22 protein-coding genes are annotated in these 22659 nt (G+C 61.7%); 12 read left to right on the top strand and 10 right to left on the bottom strand.

The window, feature by feature from the left end; translation table 11 throughout:
* The first annotated feature begins 190 nt into the window (after window positions 1-190).
* The 3 genes from LLY24_RS06525 to ydiJ all read left to right on the top strand — a co-directional run bounded on the left by LLY24_RS06525 (window position 191) and on the right by ydiJ (window position 5398).
* Window positions 191-1456, top strand: coding sequence for a dicarboxylate/amino acid:cation symporter (locus tag LLY24_RS06525; protein ID WP_259035471.1), 1266 nt, complete (start codon window positions 191-193; stop codon window positions 1454-1456).
* Window positions 1457-1597: 141 nt separating this feature from the next.
* Window positions 1598-2182 (top strand): DUF4202 domain-containing protein, encoded by a 585-nt coding sequence (locus LLY24_RS06520; RefSeq protein ID WP_259035470.1) that lies wholly within the window; start codon window positions 1598-1600, stop codon window positions 2180-2182.
* 96 nt (window positions 2183-2278) lie between these two features.
* On the top strand, window positions 2279-5398 hold the full coding sequence (gene ydiJ, locus LLY24_RS06515; RefSeq protein WP_259035469.1) for a D-2-hydroxyglutarate dehydrogenase YdiJ: 3120 nt from the start codon (window positions 2279-2281) through the stop codon (window positions 5396-5398).
* A gap of 90 nt (window positions 5399-5488) precedes the next feature.
* Here ydiJ and trpC read toward each other — a convergent pair whose 3' ends face one another.
* The 3 genes from trpC to LLY24_RS06500 are packed head-to-tail and all read right to left on the bottom strand — an operon-like array spanning window position 5489 to window position 7938.
* Window positions 5489-6289 (bottom strand): indole-3-glycerol phosphate synthase TrpC, encoded by an 801-nt coding sequence (gene trpC / locus LLY24_RS06510; RefSeq protein WP_259035468.1) that lies wholly within the window; start codon window positions 6287-6289, stop codon window positions 5489-5491.
* A 7-nt stretch (window positions 6290-6296) separates the two neighbouring features.
* The gene (gene trpD / locus LLY24_RS06505) at window positions 6297-7316 is read right to left on the bottom strand and encodes an anthranilate phosphoribosyltransferase (RefSeq protein ID WP_259035467.1); all 1020 of its coding nucleotides are present in this window, start codon (window positions 7314-7316) and stop codon (window positions 6297-6299) included.
* A gap of 31 nt (window positions 7317-7347) precedes the next feature.
* The gene (locus LLY24_RS06500; protein ID WP_486606397.1) at window positions 7348-7938 is read right to left on the bottom strand and encodes an anthranilate synthase component II; all 591 of its coding nucleotides are present in this window, start codon (window positions 7936-7938) and stop codon (window positions 7348-7350) included.
* Window positions 7939-8408: 470 nt separating this feature from the next.
* Here LLY24_RS06500 and LLY24_RS06495 point away from each other — a divergent pair, with 470 nt between their 5' ends.
* Complete coding sequence (locus tag LLY24_RS06495) at window positions 8409-8888, top strand: Hsp20 family protein (RefSeq protein WP_259035465.1); 480 nt, start codon at window positions 8409-8411, stop codon at window positions 8886-8888.
* 127 nt (window positions 8889-9015) lie between these two features.
* Here LLY24_RS06495 and LLY24_RS06490 read toward each other — a convergent pair whose 3' ends face one another.
* Entirely contained in the window at window positions 9016-9177 is a 162-nt protein-coding gene (locus tag LLY24_RS06490; protein ID WP_259035464.1) for a hypothetical protein, read from the bottom strand.
* Window positions 9178-9527: 350 nt separating this feature from the next.
* On the opposite strand from LLY24_RS06490, the gene LLY24_RS06485 reads away from it, so the two are divergent.
* Window positions 9528-10442, top strand: a complete 915-nt coding sequence (locus tag LLY24_RS06485) for a metal ABC transporter solute-binding protein, Zn/Mn family (RefSeq protein ID WP_259035463.1) — start codon at window positions 9528-9530, stop codon at window positions 10440-10442.
* A gap of 23 nt (window positions 10443-10465) precedes the next feature.
* Here LLY24_RS06485 and trpE read toward each other — a convergent pair whose 3' ends face one another.
* Together trpE and LLY24_RS06475 are read right to left on the bottom strand one after the other, a co-directional pair.
* Entirely contained in the window at window positions 10466-11956 is a 1491-nt protein-coding gene (trpE, locus tag LLY24_RS06480; RefSeq protein ID WP_259035534.1) for an anthranilate synthase component I, read from the bottom strand.
* A gap of 9 nt (window positions 11957-11965) precedes the next feature.
* The gene (locus tag LLY24_RS06475) at window positions 11966-12661 is read right to left on the bottom strand and encodes a phosphoglycolate phosphatase (RefSeq protein WP_259035462.1); all 696 of its coding nucleotides are present in this window, start codon (window positions 12659-12661) and stop codon (window positions 11966-11968) included.
* Window positions 12662-12930: 269 nt separating this feature from the next.
* On the opposite strand from LLY24_RS06475, the gene LLY24_RS06470 reads away from it, so the two are divergent.
* On the top strand, window positions 12931-14229 hold the full coding sequence (locus LLY24_RS06470; protein WP_259035533.1) for an NAD(P)/FAD-dependent oxidoreductase: 1299 nt from the start codon (window positions 12931-12933) through the stop codon (window positions 14227-14229).
* A gap of 29 nt (window positions 14230-14258) precedes the next feature.
* Here the strand turns inward: LLY24_RS06470 and rpe are convergent, their stop codons facing one another.
* Complete coding sequence (rpe, locus tag LLY24_RS06465) at window positions 14259-14951, bottom strand: ribulose-phosphate 3-epimerase (protein WP_259035461.1); 693 nt, start codon at window positions 14949-14951, stop codon at window positions 14259-14261.
* A 281-nt stretch (window positions 14952-15232) separates the two neighbouring features.
* On the opposite strand from rpe, the gene cysP reads away from it, so the two are divergent.
* From cysP to LLY24_RS06440, 5 genes are all read left to right on the top strand, one after another.
* The gene (gene cysP, locus LLY24_RS06460) at window positions 15233-16252 is read left to right on the top strand and encodes a thiosulfate ABC transporter substrate-binding protein CysP (protein ID WP_259035460.1); all 1020 of its coding nucleotides are present in this window, start codon (window positions 15233-15235) and stop codon (window positions 16250-16252) included.
* A gap of 30 nt (window positions 16253-16282) precedes the next feature.
* A complete protein-coding gene (gene cysT / locus LLY24_RS06455; RefSeq protein ID WP_259035459.1) occupies window positions 16283-17137 on the top strand; it encodes a sulfate ABC transporter permease subunit CysT in 855 nt (284 codons plus the stop codon).
* A complete protein-coding gene (cysW, locus tag LLY24_RS06450; protein WP_259035458.1) occupies window positions 17137-18084 on the top strand; it encodes a sulfate ABC transporter permease subunit CysW in 948 nt (315 codons plus the stop codon). The genes cysT and cysW overlap by 1 nt, the downstream gene beginning before the upstream one ends.
* Window positions 18081-19172, top strand: a complete 1092-nt coding sequence (locus LLY24_RS06445; RefSeq protein ID WP_259035457.1) for a sulfate/molybdate ABC transporter ATP-binding protein — start codon at window positions 18081-18083, stop codon at window positions 19170-19172. Before cysW ends, LLY24_RS06445 begins: the two co-directional genes overlap by 4 nt.
* A gap of 164 nt (window positions 19173-19336) precedes the next feature.
* Window positions 19337-19930: a YajG family lipoprotein gene (locus LLY24_RS06440; protein ID WP_259035456.1), complete on the top strand. Its 594-nt coding sequence runs from the start codon at window positions 19337-19339 to the stop codon at window positions 19928-19930.
* A gap of 67 nt (window positions 19931-19997) precedes the next feature.
* Here LLY24_RS06440 and LLY24_RS06435 read toward each other — a convergent pair whose 3' ends face one another.
* From LLY24_RS06435 to LLY24_RS06425, 3 genes are all read right to left on the bottom strand, one after another.
* Entirely contained in the window at window positions 19998-20630 is a 633-nt protein-coding gene (locus LLY24_RS06435; RefSeq protein ID WP_259035455.1) for a class I SAM-dependent methyltransferase, read from the bottom strand.
* 15 nt (window positions 20631-20645) lie between these two features.
* Complete coding sequence (locus LLY24_RS06430; RefSeq protein WP_259035454.1) at window positions 20646-21281, bottom strand: TIGR04211 family SH3 domain-containing protein; 636 nt, start codon at window positions 21279-21281, stop codon at window positions 20646-20648.
* Window positions 21282-21395: 114 nt separating this feature from the next.
* Window positions 21396-21725 carry a DUF1820 family protein gene (locus LLY24_RS06425; RefSeq protein WP_259035453.1) on the bottom strand — a complete coding sequence of 110 codons (330 nt, stop codon included), beginning with the start codon at window positions 21723-21725 and terminating at the stop codon, window positions 21396-21398.
* A 166-nt stretch (window positions 21726-21891) separates the two neighbouring features.
* Between LLY24_RS06425 and LLY24_RS06420 the strand changes: the two genes are divergently transcribed.
* Window positions 21892-22656 (top strand): TlyA family RNA methyltransferase, encoded by a 765-nt coding sequence (locus LLY24_RS06420; protein WP_259035532.1) that lies wholly within the window; start codon window positions 21892-21894, stop codon window positions 22654-22656.
* The last annotated feature ends 3 nt before the right edge of the window (window positions 22657-22659 follow it).

Below are 22659 nucleotides of genomic sequence, written 5' to 3'. Positions count from 1 at the left end.
GACGCACCGCGCCTGCAATAAGGTGAGCTATTGTAGGCAAAAGCAGCCCAGGGGGCTACGGGGCAGCTAGCTTGCTCTGCATGAGGTGCCCAGGCGTCAAAGCTCACTCCCCTCGGGTAAAAATGCTAGAGTGCGCGCCGAGTAAACGGCCATGCTGATGGTAGGGCCGCCAATTTTTAAGGAGTGACACGTGGGTAAATCGACAGGTGCAGTGGGGTGGTGGCGCGGTACGGCGCTGTGGAAGAAGATTCTCATCGGGCTCGCGCTGGGGATCTTGGCCGGTGCGCTGCTCCAAGAGGATGCCAGCCTGTTCAAGCCGCTGGGCGACATCTTCATCAACGCCATCATGATGTTGATCGTGCCGCTGGTGTTTTCGACCTTGGTGGTCGGGATTACCTCTATGCGCGACCCGCAGAAGATGGGGCGTATCGGCGCGCGTACCATCGCACTCTATTTGCTGACCACGGCGTTCGCCATCAGCATCGGGCTTTTGCTCTCGACGCTCTTACAGCCCGGCGCAGGCGTCGAGCTGAGCTTCGATGAGAGCGTTAGCCCTAATGCGGCGCCAACGCTTGCCTCGATTCTCATCGACCTGGTTCCGCGTAACCCCATCGATGCCTTGGCCAACGGCAACATCTTGCAGATCATCGTCTTCGCCATTGGCTTGGGTATCTCACTCACGCTGATCGGCGAAAAAGGCAATGCCCTGGTCACGGTCTTCGATAGCTTCGCCGAGGCCATGTACAAACTCACCGCCATCGTCATGGCTTTTGCGCCCTTCGGCGTCTTCGGGCTCATGGCCCACGTGTCAGGGCAATACGGTCTGGAAATCCTGCTGCCCTTGGCAAAGCTGATCGGCGTCGTCTATCTCGCCTGTATTCTCCACGTACTCGTGGTCTACTCTGGCTTCATCGCGCTGCTCGGTAGGCTCAACCCCAAGCGCTACTTGAAGGGCAGCGTCGATGCGATGATGATTGCCTTCTCATCGGCCTCCTCCGCCGGGTCGCTGCCGATCTCGCTGCGCTGCGCGCAGAAAAACCTCGGCGTCTCCGAAGGGGTATCGGGCTTCGTGCTGCCGGTCGGGGCGACCATCAACATGGACGGTACGGCGCTGTATCAAGGGGTAGTGGTACTCTTCATCGCCCAGATGCTAGGCGTCGATCTGACCCTGGTCGACTATGGCATGATCATCGCCACCGGCACTCTCGCCTCCATCGGTACGGCAGGCGTTCCTGGCGCGGGGCTGATCATGCTGTCGATCGTCATGGCCCAGATCGGCCTGCCGCTCGAAGCCATTGGCGTGGTGGCGGGTATCGATCGCATCCTCGACATGGCGCGCACCAGCGTCAACGTCGCCGGTGATATCATGGTGACGACCCTGGTCGGCAAGAGCGAAGGCGAGCTGGATTTGGCCGTTTACAACGGTAGCGACCCCGCCAGTGCCCCGCGCGAGTAAACGCCCGCCCCGCTTTCGTTGGGGTAAAAACGCCGCGCGATAACAACAAGCGCTGCCTTGGCGCAGCGCCCAAGACCACTGCATTGAATAAACGAGTGCAGCGAATCATCGCCTGCACTCGATAATAGAGAGGAGACCGTGATGCCAAGCCCCCTGTCTCGCGTCATTGCCGAGCTCGACCGTCGTCATCGCCAAGATCCGGCGGCCATCGAGGTCGACGGCGCGGCGGTGCCCAAAGAGTGGTACTACGCCCAGCGCATGAGCGCCTGGCTCGACACGCTGGTTGCCTCCCCTAGCGACGTGTTGAGAATCGCCGTTTGCGCCCAGCACTTGCAGCGCTGGGAGCTTGCGCGCGACGCCTACCCCAATGATCGCATCGGCTATCTCACCTGGCGGCGCGACCAGGGCCAGCGTGCGGGAGAGATCGCCGCCACCGTCATGCGTGAGCAAGGCTACGACCATGAAGAGGCCGAGCGCGTCCAAACCATCGTGCGCAAACAGGGGCTTGGGCGCGACGCCGACGTCCAGGCGCTGGAGGACTGCGCGTGCCTAGTGTTTCTCGAACTCGATTTTCTCGATTTCGCCGCGCGGGTCGAGCGCGATCACATGATCCGTATCCTGCAAAAGACCTGGCGCAAGATGTCGCCCGAGGCGCACCAGCAGGCCCTGGCGCTGCCGCTTCCCGAGGAGGCGCTATCGCTGGTTAGCGAGGCGCTGGGAGGCTGAGCCAACCGGTGTAATGCGCCCCTCTGGCGCCTGGGGTAAAGTAGGCGCCTTCTCTTATCTCCTCTGCCCACGCTGGGCAGCGATGGCTCGATTGATATGATTGCATCTCTGGATTCCCGCGACCTCACTTTGGCTGGCCTCAACGATCGCTACGTGCGCTTTTTGGAGGCCCTGCGAGCGCGCGGCTTCGAAGGCGATATCGCGCCGGACTACGCCAGCCGCACGGTACTGGCCACCGACAACTCGATCTATCAGCGCCTGCCTCAGGCAGCGCTCTATCCGCGCCACGCCGAAGACCTCGAGCGCATCGCCAAGCTCGCCGCCGAAACCATCCACCGCGATGTCGTCCTCACCCCTCGCGGTGGCGGCACCGGCACCAACGGGCAGTCGCTTACCGACGGTCTGGTGGTCGATGTCTCGCGCCATATGAACCAGATACTTGAGATCGACGTCGAGAACCGCCGCGTGCGCGTGCAGGCAGGCGTGGTCAAGGATCAGCTCAACGCGGCGCTCAAGCCTCATGGGCTCTTCTTCGCCCCGGAGCTTTCGACCTCCAACCGTGCCACCATCGGCGGCATGATTTCCACCGATGCCAGCGGCCAGGGCAGTTGCACCTACGGCAAGACTCGCGATCACGTGCTCGAACTCGATACCGTCGTACTCGGGGGCGAGCACCTGCATAGCCACCCGCTCGACGCCGAGGAAGAACAGCGGGCACGCAGCGCAAGCGGCGTGATCGGGCGTATCCATGCCACTGCCGGGCGCATCATCGATGAACAGAAAGCCCTCATCGACGCCAAATTTCCGCCGCTGAATCGCTGCCTTACCGGTTATGACCTGGCCCACCTGCGCGACGCGGCCCAAAAGCTCGATCTCAATAGCCTTTTGTGCGGCTCGGAAGGCTCGCTTGGGTTTCTCAACGAAGCGGTGCTCAACGTGCTGCCCATTCCGCGCCACGCCACGCTGGTCAACGTCCGCTATGAAAGCTTTATGGACGCCCTGCGCGATGCCAAGTCGCTGATGGTGGGCAGCGTCAAACCGACCTCCATCGAGACCATCGACGACACCGTGCTGCTCTTGGCCATGGAGGACTTCGTCTGGGACGGCGTGGCCTCGTTCTTCCCCAGCGGGAAGATACCGATTCGCGGCATCAATCTGATCGAGTTCAACGACGACGACCCCGACGTTCTGGCGCAGAAAGTAGCGGCGTTTACCCGTCATTTGGATCAGGACAGCGCAGTCGAGCGCCTGGGCTTTACCCTCGCCGAGGGGCGCGGCAACATCCAGAAGGTCTACGCCATGCGCAAGCGCTCGGTGGGCCTTTTAGGCAACGTACAGGGCGAAAAGCGCCCGATCCCCTTCGTCGAAGACACCGCCGTACCGCCGGAACACCTGGCCGAGTTCATCGCCGAGTTTCGCGCAGCCCTGGACGCCCGCGGGCTTGCCTACGGCATGTTTGGCCACGTCGATGCGGGCGTGCTGCACGTACGCCCAGCCATCGATATGAAAGACCCCGAGCAGGAGCGCCTGATTCGAGAGGTATCCGACGAGGTGGTGGCCCTCACCCAGAAGTACGGCGGCCTGCTTTGGGGCGAGCACGGTAAAGGCGTGCGCTCGGAGTACACGCCGCGCTTTTTTGGCGAGCTCTACCCAGCGCTGCAGCAGGTAAAAGCGGCCTTCGACCCCTACAACCAGCTCAACCCCGGTAAGATCGCCTCCCCCGCCAGCGGCGCCGAAGTGATCCTGCGCGACAGCGACCCGGAGCTACTTACCGTCGACGGCGTGCCGATGCGCGGGCAGCTGGACCGCACCATTGCCGAGCACACCTGGCAGGCCTATGACGCCGCCGTTTACTGCAATGGCAACGGCGCTTGTTACAACTACGACGTCGACGACCCCATGTGCCCTTCGTGGAAGGCCACCCGCGACCGTATTCACTCACCCAAGGGGCGCGCGAGCCTGGTGCGCGAGTGGCTGCGCTTGCAGCAGCAAGCCGGGGTCGACGTGGTCGAGGAGTCGCGCAAGAAAAAGGCCGAGAGCGCCTGGGGGTTCGTCAAGCATCTGCCGCTACGCATCGCCAACACGCTGCGCGGGCGGGGCGACTTTTCGCACCAGGTCTACGACGCCATGGCGGGCTGCTTGGCGTGCAAGTCCTGCGCCGGGCAGTGCCCGGTGAAGGTCAACGTGCCGCAGTTTCGCTCGCAGTTTCTCGAGGTCTACCACGGGCGCTACCTGCGGCCGCTGCGCGACTATCTAATCGGCACCACCGAGTACCTGCTGCCCTACTTCGCCCGCGTGGCCCCACTTTACAACGCGCTGTTTGGCCAGCGCTGGATGGCGACGCTAATGAGCAAAGGCTTAGGCATCAGCGACTCGCCGCTGCTCTCGCGCGCAAGCGTGGGCAAGCAGCTGCGCGCCTGGGGCGTGGCCGAGGCAACGCCCCAGGCCCTGGCGCTGCTCAGCGAACAGCAGCGCGCCAATAGCGTGATTCTGGTGCAGGACGCCTTCACTAGTCACTTCGAAGCACGCTTGGTGACGGATGTCATAGAGCTGCTTTCGCGTCTGGGCCTGCGCGTCTTCGTACTGCCCTACGCGCCCAACGGCAAACCCCTTCACGTTCAGGGCTTTCTCGGCGCCTTCGAGCGCACCGCCGGGCGTCAAGCCGCGCGGCTGCGCGCCTTGGCCGAATTCGACGTGCCCATGGTCGGCATCGATCCGGCGATGACGCTCACCTACCGCCAGGAGTACGTCAAGGCGCTGGGGCGCGATGCCGTGCCCCACGTGCTGATGCTTCAAGAGTGGCTACTGACCCGACTGCCGCTATTGCACGGCCAGCGCGAGCGGATGAACCCGGTCGCCCCGGTGAGCTATCAGCTGCTCGCCCACTGCACCGAGAAGACCAGCGCGCCTGGCAGCCTGCGTGCCTGGCAGCAGCTGTTCGAGGCCCTGGGGCTTTCGCTCGAAACGATCGCCACCGGCTGCTGTGGCATGTCCGGCACCTACGGCCACGAAACGCGTAATGTGGAGACCTCGCGGACGATCTATGCCCAGTCCTGGGAGCCTGCCGTTAACGCCCATGGCAGCGCCACGCTTCTGGCAACCGGCTATTCGTGCCGTAGCCAGGTCAAGCGCTTCTCGGCAACGACGCTGCAGCACCCGTTCCAGGCGCTGCTCTACCAACTGCGCATCGCCCAACCCAACGGCGCTAAGCGCTAAAAACGCTACACGCCGAGGAGAGGTTAGCCTCCTCGGCGTGCTGTGTAATTGGAAATGCTGCTAGAAAAACGAGCTGTTAAAAATGAGCGGCTAGAAGAAGAGCCGCTTGAGCGCTTCGCCCGGCTGCTCTTCGCGCATGAACGCCTCGCCCACCAAAAAGCCGTTCACCTTGTGCTCGCGCATCAGCGCGACATCGTCGCGGCTATGAATGCCGGACTCGGTAATGACCGTCACCGCCTCGGGAATATGCGGCAGCAAATCCAGCGTAGTGCCTAAACGGGTATCGAAGGTGTGCAGGTTGCGGTTGTTGATGCCCACGAGGGTCAAATCGAGCGCCAGCGCACGTTCGAGCTCTTCGCCGTCGTGTACTTCCACCAGTACGTCCATACCCAGTTGCGTAGCTTGCTGGTGCAGGTCACGCAGCTGGGCGTCGTCGAGTGCGGCCACGATCAATAAAATGGCGTCGGCGCCAATCGCTCTAGCTTCACTCACCTGGTAACCGTGGGTGATGAAGTCCTTACGAATCGCGGGCAGCGCGCAGGCGTCGCGTGCGGCCATCAGATAGTCTTCGTGCCCCTGGAAGAAATCGGCATCGGTGAGCACCGACAGGCAGGCCGCGCCGCCCTGGGCGTAGCTCTTGGCGATGTCTGCCGGGTGAAACGCTTCGCGAATCACCCCTTTTGAGGGCGAGGCCTTCTTGATCTCGGCGATGATCGCCGGCTCGCCCGCTTCGATGCGCCGTGTTAGCGCCTTTACGAAGCCGCGCGGCGCGCTCTGCTTGGCGGCCAGGGCCAAAAGATCCGCTTCGGAGACGGCTTGGCGGCGTTCGGCGACTTCTTCATCCTTGCGCGCAAGAATGCGGGTCAAGATCGTGGGCGTGGCGGTGGTCATGGTCGTCTCAGTGCTTGAAGATACGGGTGAACGTGGAGAGCTCCTTGAGCTTCTCCAACGGCAGTTTGGACGCCTGGGCGTCTTGAGCGATCAGCACGCCCTCCTTGAGCGTATCGGCCACGCCAGCACAGTAGAGCGCCGCGCCAGCATTGAGCGCCACCATATCGGCGGCAGCCCCCTCGCCTACCAATGCGGCTTTGACCAGGCGCAGACTATCTTCGGCGCTGGCCGCCTTGAGAGTGGAAAGGCTTTGGCGCTCGATGCCCAGAGCTTCGGGCGTTACCTCATACTCGCGAATTTCGCCCTCTTTGAGCTCGGCCACCCGCGTGGGCGCCGCCAGGGAGATTTCGTCCAAGCCGTCCTCGGCGTGCACCACCATGACGTGGCGGCTGCCAAGCTTCTGCAGCACTTCGGCCATCAGGCGCACGAGCTCGGGAGCATAAACACCGACGACCTGGTTGGGCGCGCCCGCTGGGTTGGTCAAGGGCCCCAGAATATTGAACAGAGTGCGCACCCCCATCTCCCGGCGCGGGCCGATGGCGTGGCGCATGGCAGGATGATGATTGGGAGCGAACATAAAGCCGACGCCCACCTGCTCGATACAGCGCGCCACCTGAGTGGCATCGAGATCGAGGTGAATGCCCGCCACGTCGAAAAGATCGGCGCTACCAGAGGAGGAAGAGACGCTGCGATTGCCATGTTTGGCTACCCGCGCGCCTCCGGCTGCGGCGACGAAGCTCGATGCAGTGGAGACGTTGAACAAATTGGCACCATCGCCGCCGGTGCCGACGATATCGACCAGGCCATCACGCTGAACGTCTACCTTGCGCATCAGCTCGCGCATCACCTGGGCTGATGCGCTAATCTCTACCGCGCTCTCGCCCTTCATTGCCAAGCCCACGAGCAAGCCGCCGATCTGGGCGTCGGTTGCATCACCGGTCATGATCTGGCGCATCAGCGCGTACATCTGTTCAAAGGCCAGATCGTCGCGGCGCATCACCGCGTTGATGGCGTCTCGCATGTGCATACTTCGACCTCTAAGTGCGTGAGCGTGGCCCTCAGGCGCGCTTCAAAAAGTTAGCGAGCAGCGCGTGTCCCTGGCGCGTCAAAATCGATTCGGGGTGAAACTGTACGCCCTCGACGTCGAGCTCGCGATGCTTGAACCCCATGATCAGGCCAGGCGTAACATCGCTTTCAGCCGTCCAGGCGGTGATTTCCAAACACTCGGGCAGGGTGTCACGTTCGACCACCAGCGAGTGATAGCGGGTCACGTCCAGCGGCTGCTCGAGCCCGGCAAACACGCCCGTTCCCGTATGCTCGATGGCGGAGGTTTTACCGTGCATTACCTGGGGCGCGCGCACGACCTTACCGCCATATACCTGCCCAATCGCCTGATGCCCTAGGCAAACGCCCAAGAGCGGCAGCCGACCGGCGACGTGTTGAATTAGTTCGAGCGAAATGCCCGCCTCGTTGGGCGTGCAAGGGCCCGGGGAGACAACGACATGCGACGGCGCCAAGGCGTCGATTTCCGCCAGAGTGATTTCATCGTTACGGTGGGTCACCACCTCGGCCCCCAACTCCCCCAAATACTGGACGATATTGAAGGTAAAGCTATCGTAGTTATCCAGCATCAAGACTTTTTGAGCCATAAGCTATTGATAGACCCCGGTATTTGGCTTCAAACGGCTAACCGTTACCCAAATGGCTATTCAGGTTAGCGTTCAGTAGAAACGTGATAGGCAGGGATTGTAACGCTCCACCGCGCTTAGGGCTACGCTACAGCGGTGCTACGGGGTGGGTATTGATGGCGTATTTTCTGCAGAAAGGCTGAGCAACCCACACGTGAGACTGCCGCAAAGCAAGGGTTTTAAAAGCATAAAAGCTTCATTAAAACAAACACTTGTCATTTCATGCAGTTTGGTTTTTCGGCGCCACGAGGGTGCTAGCGCAAGACGGTGAGTAAAAAACGAGTAAAGCAGCATGAGGAGTACCAAAAAATTCTGCTTCAGTGTATTGAAAAGAGATGCAGCGACCCTATATGAAATAACGGGTAAGGGTAAACGGTACCTGCCCCGTAAGACATGAGCTTTTTGGATATTTTTTACTATTCAGGAGGTGCATGATGACTCTTAGAACTTTTCCCGTATTGCACGATCTCTCTGATTCACTGTTTGCGGACCGCTTTAACCGCATTGATCGCCTTTTCAGCCAGCTAACCGGCAATACGCCGCTACCCGCCATGCCTGCGTATAACATACGGCGACTTGCGGACAATCGCTACGAGCTGACCCTTAGCGTGCCAGGCTGGAAAGAGAGCGAGCTGGAAATCGAAACCGTCGGCGGACAGCTGAATATCAGCGGCAAACGCGAAGAGGAAGAGAAGGAGGAGACAGAAAACAGTGAAGAGCGGTGGATTCATCGGGGAATCAGCCGTAGCGACTTCCGGGCCAGCTATAACCTTCCAGAGCATGTAAAAGTCACTGGGGCGTCGCTTGAAAACGGTTTGCTGGCAATTGAGTTACTCCAAGATATACCGGAAGAAGAGAAGCCTCAGCGTATCTCAATAAACGCTAACTCGGTGCTTGAGCATAAGCCGTAATCCCTGTTCGAGGCTGTTTCGCGCCCGGCTAATGCCGGGCGTTTTAACTACCACCGCACTTTTTTCAAAGCAAAGCTGAATCGAATAATGGGGCGATCTTTCTAGCTAGCACCAATGAACTTGGATGCTAGCCCAACGAGCGCTCATTCAGTCGTCGGGCTTCGCGTTCGGCCTCTTCGAAGGTGGCGTAGGCGGCAACCACGGTGTTACCGGGCTGGGAGTCGTCGGGACGGGTGTCGATGACGTGAAATTCGCCCTGTTTCTCTTCGACCTGATAATGTTCGCTCATGGCGTCCTCCTTGTACGCATAGATTGGCACGCATGGATTGAGAGCAACCGCTCCTCAGGGTAGTGCCCCACTGGTCAAGATAGTCGATTCTACTGTTTGCGTCTTCCTTACTGCTCACTGACCAACTTTCTCCCATTTTTCCCGCACTTATCATGACATTCACGTTGCAATCCGGTGTCAGTGACGCCATATAGAGGGCACGCGAGCAAAGGCGAGACGATCTCACCTCACGGGGAACCCCTAGCGCTCGTGCAGAGTCACAGCGTGGCCGCCCTGCTTGGTAGCGCTCAAGCGCCCGTCGCTTAGGCCCGCCCACTGGTCTTGGCTTTTCAACATTTTGGGAGCGTGGAATGACAAAGCGAGCGACGCGAACGAGCACGCTCTACTGCCTGGCACTCTGCTTGCTGCCGCAAGCGGTGTGGGCCGACACGCTCAAGGTAGCGGCCTCTTTCTCGATCATCGGTGATTTCGTTCGCCGCATCGCCGATGACGACGTCGAGGTCAACGTCATTGCCCCCATTGGGAGCGACGTTCACCGCTGGGAGCTTACGCCTCCCAACGTGCTGGCGCTGGAAGATACCGATATCGTCTTCTATAACGGCTACGATCTCGAACCCTGGCTGCGTCACGTTCGCGCCGTCATCCATGACGATACACCGCTCGTCGCCCTGGCCGAGCGCGCCCATTTTGCCCCCATTCCGGTACCCACCGGCGAGTACGAAGGGCAGCCTGACCCACATATGTGGATGGACCCGCAAGGCGCCGCCGCCTACCTCGACGTCATCGCCGACACTTTGGCCGAGCACGACCCCGACAAAGCCGAGCTCTATCACCGGCGCGCCGAAGAGGCCCGCGATGTCTTGGCTGATCTCGATCGCGCGATCAAGGAGCGCCTGGACGGCATTCCCTACACCAACCGAACGTTGATCACTAGCGAAGCAGGGTTTGGCTATTTTGCCCGCGCCTACGAGTTCGAGCACACCGGCATCTGGGGCATGAACCAGGAGACCTGGGGAACGGCGCGCGCCATGGCGCGTATGAGCGAACGCCTAAGCGAGCAGCGCCCGCCTGCGCTGTTCTACGAGAGCACGGTGGCCGAGATTCACATGGACGCGCTTGCACGCGAAACGGGATTACCGCTTGCCGGCCCGCTCTATCTCGATACGCTTAGCGCGCGCGATGGCCCGGCGTTCAACTATCCGGCGCTGCTGCGCTACAACGCCGACCTTCTTCACCAGGCACTAGGCGGGGCGCGCAGCGAATAGCGCGCCCAACGAGTGCTGCCACCTTACTCGAGGTTTTCCAGCCCGCGCTCGGCCATGGCCACGGCGCGAAACAGCGCTCGCCCCTTGTTCAGCGTCTCCTGCCATTCGAGCTCAGGCACCGAGTCGGCGACGATTCCCGCACCGGCCTGGACGTGCAGTTGACCATCCTTGATCACCGCCGTACGGATGGCGATCGCGGTGTCCATGTTGCCGTGCCAAGAGAGATAGCCCACAGCACCCGAGTAGATGCCCCGCTTGACCGGCTCCAGCTCGTCGATGATCTCAAGCGCGCGAATCTTGGGCGCCCCCGAAACGGTGCCAGCCGGGAAGGTCGCCCGCAGCGTATCCATGGCCGAAAGACCAGGCTTCAAGCGCCCGGTGACGTTGGAGACGATGTGCATGACGTGGGAGTAGCGCTCTACCACCATGCGGTCGGTCAGCGTCACGCTGCCGGTTTCGGCAATCCGCCCCACATCGTTGCGCCCCAGATCGATCAGCATCAGGTGCTCGGCGCGCTCCTTGGGATCGGCGAGCAGCTCCGCTTCGAGCGCTCGGTCCTCCTCCTCGTTACGCCCGCGCTTGCGCGTTCCGGCAATGGGCCTCACGGTCACCTCGCCCTCTTCCAGGCGGGTCAGAATTTCCGGTGACGAGCCCACCACGTGGTGATCGCCCAAATTGAAGAAGAACATGTAGGGCGAGGGATTGAGGCTTCTCAGCGCACGGTAGAGATCGAGCGGCGAGGCCTGATACGGAATCGACATGCGCTGCGAAGGCACACACTGCATGATGTCACCGGCGAGCACGTACTCCTTGATCTTGTCGACGGCGGCCTTGAAGCCCTCTTCGGTAAAGCCCGAGCTGAAATCACTCTCCTCCACGGTCGCGCGCTCACGCTGCGGGCTCGCTGGCGGCACCACAGGGGCTTCCTTGAGGCGGCGTTCTAGATGCGCCAGGTGTGCGGTCGCCTTGGCCAGTGCGTCGGGCTGCTCGGGGTCGGCGTGGGTCCAGAGCGTCAAGCGGCCGGAGAGGTTGTCGAAGACGACGAAGTCGTTACACACCATCAGCAAAATATCCGGCACGCCCAGTGGATCGGGCTTCTCGACCCCGCGCAGGCGAGGCTCGATGTAGCGCACGGTATCGTAGCCGAAGTAGCCCACGAGCCCGCCGTCGAAGATCGGTTGGCTGTCAAGCTTGGGCACCTTGAAGCGCGTCTGAAAACGCTCTATCCACGCCAGCGGATCCTCGACCTCGGTGGCGCCCAGGCTTTCGCCATCCTTGATATGCGTGACGGTGAAACCACGCACTTCGATGCGCTCGTGCGACGGCAGCCCGATCATCGAGTAGCGCCCCCATTTTTCGCCCCCCTGTACCGATTCGAAGAGGAAGGTCCAGGGCGTGTTGGCGAGTTTCAGGTAGGTTGAGAGCGGCGTATCCAGATCGGCCAGCACCGCGCGGGAAACGGGAATGCGGTTGTAGCCAGCGCCTGCCAGCGCATCGAAGCGTTCCGGGGTCATCATTGCGTCCTAATCCTGAGTCTCGGTCGTGAGCAGTTGAGAAAGCGAATCCAGTAGCCAGTCAGGGTGGCTTGCAGCGATCGGTTCGCCATGATTGTAGCCGTAGGGCAGCGCCACGGTGGTGAACCCTGCCGCTTTACCTGCGGCCATATCGTGGCGCGAATCCCCCACCATCACGCAGGCGTGGGCCTCGACTCCCAACGTCTTGGCGACGTGGTTCAACGGCAGCGGATCGGGTTTTTTCTGCGCCAGGGAGTCACCGCCTAGGCAGAGCGAAAAAAACGCGTTCAAGCCGAAGCTTTCGAGAATGGGATCGATAAAGCGCGCGGGTTTATTGGTGATCAACGCAAGGCTAAACCCTGCACCATGCAGCGCTTCGAGCGCCGGTTTCACCCCAGGGTAGAGACGCGTTCGCGCGCTAGGCTCGGCAGCGTAAAAGCGTAGAAAATCGGCGTAAGTGCGTGCGTTTAGCGCCTCATCCGGTGTTTGACTCGATGTTTGAGCCAGTGCCCAGCTTAGCGCCCGCTCGACCAGCACCGGCGCACCGTTGCCGACCCAGTGGCGCACCTCACTCTCCGTGGGCACGGCAAGCCCTTGGGCAGCCAGCGCCTGGCCTACGGCAGCGGTAAGGTCGGGCACCGAGTCGATCAGGGTGCCATCGAGATCGAAAGCAATCAGCGTTTTACCGGTAAGTAGCGAATGCACGTCATCTCCCTAGTGATCGTTGCCGCCCCATGAGTCGTCCTCCGTAAAGAGCACCGAGCAAGCGGCTTGATTAAGCGCTTATCTTACCCTCTCGCCCTCGCCATTCACATTGACACTTCCCCCGTAGAGGCGCGCTTGCTCATAGGCAGCCGTACGGGAACCATCTATGCTTAAGCTAAGTCATTCTGGCAACAGAAAATTACGCGCCCCTTTCGCTCTCACCCAACGCACCATGGGAAGCGCAGGGCGCTCGGCACATGGAGGACTGGATGGGCATACCCAAGATCGTCATCGTAGGCGGCGGCGCCGCAGGGCTTGGCTTGGCAACACGTTTGGGGCGTACGCTAGGCAAGCGCCAGCGCGCCAGCATCGTGCTGCTAGACCGCGACACTACCCACGTGTGGAAGCCGCTCTTGCATGAGCTTGCCACTGGCGTGCTCAACTCGAGCATGGACGAAGTCGATTTTCGCGGCCACTCTGCCGCACACCACTACCGCTACGTGCGCGGTTCGCTCGAAGGGCTCGACCGCGATGCCAAGCGCTTGAAGATCGCCGCCATCGTCGACGAGGACGGCAGCGAAGTGCTCCCCGCCCGCGAGCTCGACTACGACTATCTGGTACTGGCGCTGGGTAGCGTCTCCAACGACTTCGGCACGCCCGGCGTGGCCGAACACTGCCACTTCATCGACTCGCCACAGCAGGCCAAGAGCTTTCAGCGCGACATGATCAATACCTTCCTGCGCTACAGTGACCCCGCGCTTCGCCGCCATGCCGAGCTGACCGTCGGCATCGTTGGCGGTGGCGCCACGGGCGTAGAGCTCGCCGCTGAGCTATTCGACGTCTCGCGCATGCTCAACGCCTACGGCGTCACTTCCAAGGAAGACCAGCGCCTGCGGGTGCACGTCATCGAAGCCGCACCGCGGCTGCTGCCCGGGCTATCCGAGCGCATCGGCACCACGGTGAGGCAAGAACTCGAAAAGCTCGGTGTGACGGTTCACATCGACACCGCCATCAAGGAAGCGCGCGCTGACCGTCTGGTGACGCAAGAGGGAGAGGAGATCGAAACCGATCTCAACGTCTGGGCGGCGGGGGTCAAGGCGCCCGATTTTCTCGCCGAGCTGGGGCTTGCCACCAATAAGAAAAATCAGATCAAGGTGCAAAAGACGCTGCAAAGCGTCGATGACCCGGCGATTTTCGCCCTCGGTGACTGCGCCAGCTGCCCGTTGGGCGACGACAGTTTCGTACCACCTCGCGCCCAGGCAGCACACCAGCAGTCACGCCACCTGGCCAAGAATCTCGAAGCGCTGCTGGCGGGTAAATCGCTCTCCCCCTTCCACTATCGCGACCGTGGCTCGCTGGTGTCGCTGGCAAGTTACGACGCCGTGGGCAACCTCATGCGCAGCTCGGCCTCCAAAGGGCTTTTCCTCGAAGGCTGGCTGGCGCGCAAGTTTTACGCCTCCCTCTACCGCCAGCACCAGCTCTCCATTCACGGGGCACCTAAAACGGCGCTTACGTGGCTGGTCGACAAGCTCAACCGCTATCTCAAGCCGCGCATGAAGCTACATTGAGGTGAGCGCTAATCAGGCGCCTATGAAAGTCAGGCGCCTGCCAGGGCACCGCGCATGCGCTCGATCACGCTATCGTAACGGTGCGGATCGGCGGCATTGGCGGCGTTGAAGATCGCCGACCCCGCCACGAAGGTATCAGCCCCGGCGGCGGCGATCTCAGCGATGTTATCGACCTTGACGCCCCCATCGATCTCCAAGCGAATGTCGCGCTTGGAGGCGTCAATGCGCTGACGCGCTTCGCGCAGCTTGTCGAGCGTGCCAGGAATGAAGGCCTGTCCGCCAAAGCCTGGGTTCACGCTCATCAACAGCACCATATCGATCTTGTCCATCACGTAGTCGAGATAGCTAAGCGGCGTTGCGGGGTTGAACACTAGCCCCGCTTGGCAGCCGCCTTGACGGATCAGCTGTAGCGAGCGGTCGATGTGCTCGGAGGCTTCGGGGTGAAAGGTGATCATGCTTGCCCCGGCCTCGATGAAGTCAGCGATCATACGGTCGACCGGCTTGACCATCAGGTGCACATCGATTGGCGCGGTAACGCCGTGCTGGCGCAGCGCCTTGCACACCATCGGCCCGATGGTGAGGTTGGGCACGTAGTGGTTGTCCATGACGTCGAAATGCACCCAATCGGCCCCAGCGGCCAAGACGTTGTCGACCTCTTCACCCAGGCGGGCAAAATTGGCGGAAAGAATCGAAGGGGCGATCAAAAAGTCGTTGGTAGCCATCGTGCCTTGCTCTCGCAAAAGGGGGTATGAAGAAAAGGAGATGGCGCATTCTAACAGAACCCGACTGCTAGGGGCGCGCCACCCTACCTCCCGCTGGCTGAATAAGACGCGGTGAAACGTCGCCAAACCAAATAGATCGAAAAAGAATATAAAACCATATTGTAATTACCTAAAAGCAGCATTACGCTAGCTTTCATTCCACTTTGCCTGTCGATCGGCATTTAGTAGGTGCTTACACCTTTCAGCATCGTCTCAACCCCGTCACCCAAAGGAGTTCGTCCATGTCTCTGTCGTACCCTTTTCGTCGTAGCGTCGTAGCGCTGGCCATCAGTGCGGGGCTTACGGGCCTTGCCGGTAATGCCATGGCGGCCGATCGCGAGCTGCTCAACTCCTCTTACGACATCGCCCGTGAGCTTTTTGCCGCCATCAACCCCGAGTTCCAAGCCTGGTGGCAGGAGCAGCACGACGAAGAGGTCGAAGTCAGCCAATCGCACGGCGGCTCCTCGGCGCAGGCGCGCGCCATCTTGCAGGGGCTGCGGGCCGATGTAGTCACGTTCAACCAGGTCACCGACGTGCAGGTACTGGCCGATGCGGGCTTGGTCGCCGAGGATTGGCAGCAGGCGTTCGATAACAACGCTTCGCCCTACTACTCCACCACGGCCTTCTTGGTGCGCAAGGGCAACCCCAAGGGCATCGAAAACTGGGACGATCTGGTCAGAGAGGACGTGAGCCTGGTCTTCCCCAACCCCAAGACATCGGGCAATGCGCGCTATTCGTACCTGGCCGCCTGGGGCTTCGCCGAGCGTGAGTTCGACGGCGACGAGGAGCAGATCGAAGAGTTCATGCGCACCTTCCTGCGTAACGTTGCCGTCTTCGATACCGGCGGTCGCGGCGCGACCACCAGCTTCATCGAGCGCGGCATTGGCGACGTGCTGCTCAGCTTCGAGTCGGAGGTCAACAACATCCGTCAGGAGTACGGCAGCGACGACTACGAAGTGATCGTGCCGCCGATGAGCGTTCTTGCCGAGTTCCCCGTTGCGGTGGTCGAGGCCAACGCCGAGCGTAACGGCAACAGCGATCTGGCCGAGGCCTACATCGAGTATCTCTACAGCGAAGACGCTCAGCGCCAGCTGGCTGGTTTCAACTACCGCGTATACGACGAGACCGTGGTCGAGGAGTTCGCCGACGACTTCCCCGAGATCGAGCTGTTCAACGTCGAAGACGTCTTTGGCTCTTGGGACGAGCTGATGGAGACGCACTTCGCCAACAACGGCATGCTGGATCAACTACAGCGCCGCTAAGCGCATGAACCGTCCCATGGGACCGAGTGAATGAAGAACGTTGCATTCAAACGCCCCGGCAGCACGCGCGTGCTGCCGGGGTTTGGCCTTTCCATGGGTATCAGCGTGCTGTTCATCTCGCTGGTGCTACTGCTACCCATGACGGGCCTGTTCGGCCAGCTCTTCGAGCTGAGCTTTTCGCAGTACTGGGCAATCATCACCGATGCGCGCATCGTCGCCAGCTATACCGTCACCCTGGGGGCGGCGGCCGTGGCGGCGCTGATCAATGCCGTTTTCGGTCTACTACTCGCCTGGGTACTGGTACGCTACGAGTTTCCCGGCAAGCGCCTACTCGACGCGCTGATGGATCTTCCTTTTGCCCTACCCACGGCCGTGGCCGGGATCACCCTTGCCACCCTCTACGCCGGTAACGGCTGGATGGGGCGCCTACTCGAACCGCTAGGGTTTCAGGTCGCCTACACCTGGGTGGGCATTGCGCTAGCCATGGCGTTCACCAGCATTCCGTTTGTCGTACGCACCGTGCAGCCGCTACTCGAGGATCTCCCCGTCGAGATCGACGAGGCCGCCATGTCGCTGGGGGCCAAGGATGGCGTCGCCTTTCGCCGCGTGATCATGCCCTATCTCTGGCCGTCGCTGGTCACCGGTACGGGCCTTGCCTTCGTGCGCTCGCTGGGTGAGTTCGGCGCCATCATCTTCATCGCCGGTAACATGCCCTACGAAACCGAGATCACCTCGTACATGATCTTCGTCCGCCTGCAGGAGTACGACTACGCGGGAGCTTCTGCCATTGCCTCGGTGGTGCTGTTCATTTCGCTTGTATTGCTGCTGTTGATCAACGTCTGGCAGGGCCGCTTCGTGCGTCGCCTGCATGGAGGAAAAGGCTGATGCGCCGGATAGGTGATGCTCCACTGACGCGGCGACTGTTGATCGGGCTGGCGCTGGCGCTGTCGGCACTTTTTTTGCTGCTGCCGCTGGTGGCCATTTTCGCCCAGGCTTTTTCTCAGGGCGTGGCCGTTTTCTGGAGCAACGTCAGCAACGTCTTCACTCTGCACGCCATCGGCCTGACCTTGGTGATTGCGCTGATGACGATCCCGATCTGCCTGGTGTTCGGTGTCGCGCTAGCCTGGCTCGTCACGCGATTCAGCTTTCCTGGAAGACGCCTGCTGCAAACGTTGATCGACATTCCGTTTGCCGTTTCGCCGGTGGTGGCGGGGTTGATCTATCTGCTGCTCTACGGCCGCAACGGCTGGATCGGAAGTTGGCTCGACCAGCACGATATCCAATTGATGTTCGCCTGGCCCGGCATTCTCATGGTCACCGTCTTCGTTACCTGCCCCTTCGTCGCCCGCGAGCTGATTCCGCTGATGCAGGCCCAAGGGTCGCGCGAGGAGGAGGCCGCCGTCACGCTGGGTGCCTCGGGCTGGACGGCGTTTTGGCGCGTTACGCTACCCAACATTCGCTGGGCGCTGATGTATGGCGTGATTCTCACCAACGCCCGGGCGGTCGGCGAGTTTGGCGCGGTGTCGGTGGTCTCCGGCGCCATTCGCGGTCAGACCAATACGCTGCCGCTGCATGTGGATCAGCTCTACCAGGACTACAACACCGTCGGCGCTTTCGCGAGCGCGGCCCTGCTGGCCTTGATCGCACTGCTCACCCTGGCAGCCAAGGCGGGGCTTGAGTGGCGCGCCGCCCGGCGGGAGACGCGCTACTCTTCTGACCAACTACCCGAAACAGTATCAAAGTCAGTGCCAAAAACATCGTCCCAAACGCCGCTCGAATCAATGCCCAGCGGCCAGAATCGACAACCGCTGGGTGGAGAGAGACGCCTATGAGCATCCGCTTACACAACATCGCCAAGCACTTCGGCGCCACCCAGGCGCTGGAACCGCTGGAGCTGACCATCAACGAGGGCGAGTTGGTCGGTTTACTGGGCCCCTCGGGATCGGGCAAGACGACGCTGCTGCGCATCATCGCCGGGCTCGAAAGCCCTGATCGCACGTGCACGCCAAGCGCCATCTACTTCGGCGAACGCGACGTCACGCAGGTGCACGTTCGCGACCGACGCATCGGCTTCGTTTTCCAGCACTACGCTCTCTTTCGCCACATGAGCGTCTATGACAACGTCGCCTTTGGGCTTAGCGTCATGCCGCGCTCGAGCCGACCGTCAAGCGCCGAGATTCGTCGGCGGGTGTTTCGTCTGCTGGAGATGGTCAAGCTCGAACACTTGGCCAAGCGCTACCCGGCGCAGCTCTCCGGCGGCCAGCAGCAGCGCGTCTCGCTGGCCCGGGCGCTGGCGGTGGAGCCCGATGTGCTGCTGCTCGACGAACCCTTCGGGGCGCTCGATGCCAAGGTGCGTCAGGAGCTGCGCCGCTGGCTGCGCCACCTGCACGACGAGCTCAACTTCACCAGCGTCTTCGTCACTCACGACCAGGAGGAAGCACTCGAGCTCTCCGACCGCGTCGTGGTGATGAGTAACGGCCGTATCGAGCAGATCGACACCCCGGACACGCTCTACCGGGCGCCGAAAAACCGCTTCGTCTTCGAGTTTTTGGGCGACGTCAACCACCTCGAAGGCCACGTCGCCAATGGCGTGCTCACCTGCGGCGACGCCCACGTAGCGGTCGAGCTGCCGGATGGCCACGAAGAGTTGCTGTTGCGCCCTCACGAAATACGCTTGGCCGAAGCGCCGAGCCCCGAAAGCCATCTGCCGGTCACGGTAACGGCGATCTCACCCGTTGGCGCCGAAGTACGCGTGGAGCTCGCGGCCGATTGGCTGGAAGCGCCCTGGCTCGCCACGGTGCGCCACGCCGATTTCGAACGCCTGGCCCTGTCGCGCGGCAAACGTCTTTACGCCCACCTGCGCCGCTGGCACCGCTTCGAATCAAACGCTGCCTCGCTGCGTTCGCCAGCAACCTCCTGACCTCGCGCCCTTGGTATTCTCGTCAGAGCGTGCGCGCTATACTGCCTGCTCTTAAGCGCCAGGACGCGAAAGCAGAGGGGCTAGCACAAGCCCCTCGCGCTCAGTCGTGCCCTGGGCTTTGAGGTAAGCATTCGATCATCACGGCTTTTATTGCGGAGAAAGCTATGCGTCGTCGTCACTTTCTAGGTCTTTCCACTGCCCTGCTTGCAGGTGCGCTCCTGACTGGCTGTGCCAGCCCCCAGTACCTGCAGCTCGAACCTCACCGCAGCGCTCAGGTGCCTCAAGTCGGCCAGGGCCAAGAGGTCACCGTGATTGCGGTAGACGCACGCGATAGCGAAGTGATCGGCAGCCGCGCAGGCGGCGGCATGTCGACGTCGCACATTACGGTCAGCAGCCACGAGTTGGTGCCGCGCCTGCAGGCTGAAGCCGACCGTGCGGTACGCGAAATGGGCTTTACGCCTACGCGTGAAGAGGCCCAGGGCCGCCCCAGTCTGACACTGGAGCTCGCGAATTTAGCCTATGTGCGCGGCGAGAGCGGTCAGCCGCTACTCGACGAAGCGCGTTTGGAAGGCGTGTTCCGCGCCGTTGCGCGTAATCAGGGCACCACCTACACCGGCACCTATACGTCGCGCCGCAACCAGAGCTATGCGGTCAAGCCGGGCGAAGACAGCAACACGCGGATGCTCAACGACCTGCTCGCCGATGGTCTCAACCGCACCTTCAGCGACCAAGAGCTTGGCCGCCTGCTGGCGCGCTGATAGCTAATTAGCCCCACTCAGTGGCTATAGCCGCTATAGCTCATCTGCTTAGTGGCTTTAGCCCTAACTAGCAGCGCGGGCCGCGTCGCTCAAGTGCCCATACGCTCTCCCCTCGCCCCCGCTCGTCGGGGGCGCTGGTCGCAAGCTTTTCGAGACGGAAATTGGGCGCCAACAGGCGCGCCACTTCGGCATCGTCGACGCTGTAGGGTGGGCCTTGGTCGCCCTGATCATGGGTCAACGTGACTAAAAGCCCCTTAGCGCCGGGCGGGGTGAGCTGGGCAAGGTGGAAGGCGTAGCGCTGACGCGTTGCCGTGGGCAAGGCAACCAGCGCCGCGCGATCGTAGAAGGCACCTATCTCGGCGGCCTGGGGCAGGTGCAAGTGGAAAAAGTCGCCATGCCATACTTCGACGGCGCCCTGGCGAAAGATGGTGAAGTCGGGCTCGACGTAGCGCGACACTGGCGCGGGGCTAGCGGCAAGAAACGCCTCGACCGCTTCGAACACGAACTCGATCCCAAGCACCGGATGCCCCTGGCTTGCCAGCCAGCGCATGTCCAGACTTTTACCGCATAGCGGCACCAGCACCTTGGCATTCGGCGCGCTACCCAGCGCCTGCCAATGCTCGATCAGCGCCGGGTGCGGCGCATCGCGATGAAAGCCGATACGCCCCTCCTGCCACCGCTGGCGCCAGGCATCACTCATCGCTCGCTTCCTCGATCAGAACCAACGGTCGCGCTTCTTACGCCGACGCGGCAGATGCGGCACGATCAGGCCGACCAAAAGCCCTGCACCCGCAACGCCACCACCGTACATGAAGTAGCGCATCAGCAGGTCCTCTTCCTGGGTATCCAGACGAGCCTGCAGCGCACGCACCTGCTGGCGCGACTGCTCAGCGGCGGAGTCGAGCTCGTGGTTACGCGCTTCGAGTTCGGCAATGCGCTGCTCGCGCACCTCCAAGGTCTGCGTCATCGACGCCACCCGCTGTTCCCAGGTGTCGTTGATGCCGTCGAGCTCGTCGGAGAGCTCGCCCACCTGCTCTTCAAGTGCGGGCAACTGCTCACGGGCGCTAGGGGTTTGCTGGAGCTCGTCGCTAAGCACCCAAACCGAGTTGCCGCTGTCGTTGAGCACGCGCGTATAGTTGCCGCTGGTTTCCTGGATTTCGACCTGCTCACCGGCGCTTAGCGTGCCGATGATGCGATAGTTGTCGGTGGGTCCACTGCGCACGTAGGTACTCAGCTCATCGGTCACCCACGCCTGATTGTCGCTCTGGGCCATCGCCTGGGTGGCACAAACCGCCAGCAGCGCCCCTGTTGCTGCGCCTAGATACCGCGCCCTAACCTTGTCTACTTGCATGACATCTTGTCCTGAAACACCTTGTCCTGATTCGCCAACGCCGCGGACGACACCCGCGGCGCACTCGTTTCTAGCACTCGCTTTAACCGTTTCGCGAGGCATATCACCGCGCCGTTAACGCTCTCCCCGCGGCGGCAGAGGGAATGGGCGAGGAAACTCGGCCACTCGAGCATCGCTCTTGACCGCCTTGAGCGGACCTTCGCGCTCCACCTCGTCGATGCGCACGATGGCATTGAGCGGCAGATAGCTACGCTTTACCCCCTCGAAGGTGCGCTGCAGCTTCTCGGTAGCAGGATCGACGACGACCCGCGAGCCTTCGTCGAAGACGAACTCCTCGACCTCGATGAAGCCCCAGAGTTCGCTTTGAAAGATCTCTCTGACGTACAGATCCCACACTTCACCCTGCTGGTGAACCACTACCCGGTAGATCGGCTTGGCCGCCATCTTGGCCCGTTCCTCTTGCCTATGAACACGTAAAGCGCAAGCCTACCATATTCACTTGCGGGCATCGCGGCCGCGCCCGCGTTCTGCTCGGCCCAAACCGCTGCTATCATGCCCTGCCATGAGAGGCGTTTCTTTGACAGATTTCTTGCCAGACGTTCCCCCGATGATGACCCGACTCGATCAACTTCTCGTCAGCCAAGCGCTGGCGGACTCGCGCACTCGCGCCCAGCGGCTGATTCGCAACGGCCGCGTCAGCGAGGCTGCAAGCGGCCGCGTGCTGCACAAACCGGGAGAAAAATGGCCCGCCGATACCCGCTTCCTCGTCGCCGACGACCCCGAAGAGCGCTACGCCTCCCGTGCCGGGCTCAAGCTCGAAGCGGTACTCGAACGCCTTGGCCTACGCCTGAGTGATGAGATCGTGCTCGACGTGGGCCAGTCCACCGGCGGCTTCACCGACTGCGCCCTAGCCTTCGGCGCGCGCCACGTCATCGGCATCGAAGTGGGGCACGATCAGCTCTCGCCAGCGCTTCGCCATGATGCCCGGGTGACCTGTCTCGAGGGCGTCAATGCTCGCTACATGAGCCAACACCCAGCGCTCACCGCTCTCATCGAGCGCCTGCCACCTTCCACGGCGGTGATGGACGTTTCGTTCATTTCCCAAACGCTGATCCTGCCGGAGATCGCCGCGCTCCTGCCCGCTGGCGGGCAGTTGATCTCATTGGTCAAACCGCAGTTCGAGCTCGACCCCAACGCGCTGGACAAGCGCGGGGTGGTGCGCGATGCCTCCCGCTTTGCCGAGGTCGAGCAGCGTATCCGACACACCTGCGATACCCTGGGCTTCGCTGTGCTTCACTGGCAGGAGAGCCCGATCACCGGCGGCGATGGCAATCGGGAGTTCTTGCTGCACGCGCGGCGCCTTGGGGCCGCGTGAGCG

Source organism: Halomonas dongshanensis, from assembly GCF_024790395.1.
Classification (GTDB): Bacteria; Pseudomonadota; Gammaproteobacteria; order Pseudomonadales; family Halomonadaceae; genus Vreelandella; species Vreelandella dongshanensis.
Note: the sequence above shows the minus strand (reverse complement) of the source record. Positions and strands in the feature narration are given on the sequence as shown.